Source organism: Microbacterium sp. Bi128 (assembly GCF_918698205.1).
In genome coordinates this window covers 1-1035 of sequence record NZ_CAKKMM010001670.1, presented here as the reverse complement: position 1 = coordinate 1035, position 1035 = coordinate 1, and the positions used below count along the sequence as shown (strand labels likewise).

Sequence of the window (1035 nt, the reverse complement as noted above, 5' to 3'; positions counted from 1 at the left end):
CCTGGTGCTTCCCGCCATCGCAGCCGAGGAGGCAGGCCCGGCGTCGCTCCTGGCCTGGGCCGTCCTCCTGGTGTTCTGCATTCCCGTTGCCTTCAGCTTCGCCGAAATGAGCCGCCAGCAGCCCGACGCCGGAGGGATCGCCCACTTCGTCAAGCGTGCCTTTGGTCGCCGCGCCTCGGTGGTGGCCGGGTACCTCTTCTACTTTTCGATCCCCTTCGGCGCCCCGGCAACGGCCGTGATCGGCGGCAACTACATCGCCCACGCCGTCGGCGGCGGCCGGGACACCGCAATCCTCGCGGCGGCGGTGATCCTGCTGGCCGCCTTCGCGAGCAACGCCGTCGGCATCAGGGTTTCCAGCCGCATGCAACTGGCGCTCATGGTGCTGCTGGTGGCACTGCTCGCGCTCGCCGTCGTGCTCGCGGTACCGCACACCAAAGCGGAAAATTTCCAGCCCTTCGCCCCCCACGGCTACTGGGCGGTCGGCGGTGCCGCGAGCCTGCTGTTCTTCTGCTTCGCCGGCTGGGAAGCCGTCTCGCACCTGGCCGGTGAGTTCCGGAACCCCGGGCGCGATCTCCGGCGGGCCACGTGGCTCACGCTGATTGTGGTGGGCGCGGTCTACATTGGCGTTGTCGCCGCCTCGGTGGCCGTCCTCGGCCCGGAACTGCCCGCTACGGCGGTGCCCGTCGCGGCGTTGCTGGAGAAAGGGCTGGGCTCATTGGCGGCCCCGCTCACCGCGGTTGCGGCGGCGGTTTTGACGTTCGGCCCCATCAACACCTTCGTGGCCGGGGCCAGCCGGCTCGGGGCCGCCCTGGCGGCCGACGGCGTGCTGCCGCCCGCCCTTGCACGCGGTGCCGGGCGGGGACAGATACCCGCCGGAAGCCTGGCAACTCTTGCCGTCCTGACGTTGCTGTCCTTCGCTGCCGCCGTCGCCGGACTCATCGACGTGCAGTTCCAGATCGGCGCCGCCTCGGCGTGTTTCACGGCCGTCACCGCGTTTGGGCTGGCGGCCGGCATCCGGCTGCTGCAGCCGCGGAC

The 1035-nt window shown here is 70.9% G+C and carries 1 protein-coding gene; it reads left to right on the top strand.

All coding sequences use genetic code 11. The features are described from left to right. Positions 1–1035: APC family permease (locus tag LQV45_RS35400; RefSeq protein WP_230012725.1), on the top strand; the 1035-nt coding region annotated here is incomplete at both ends.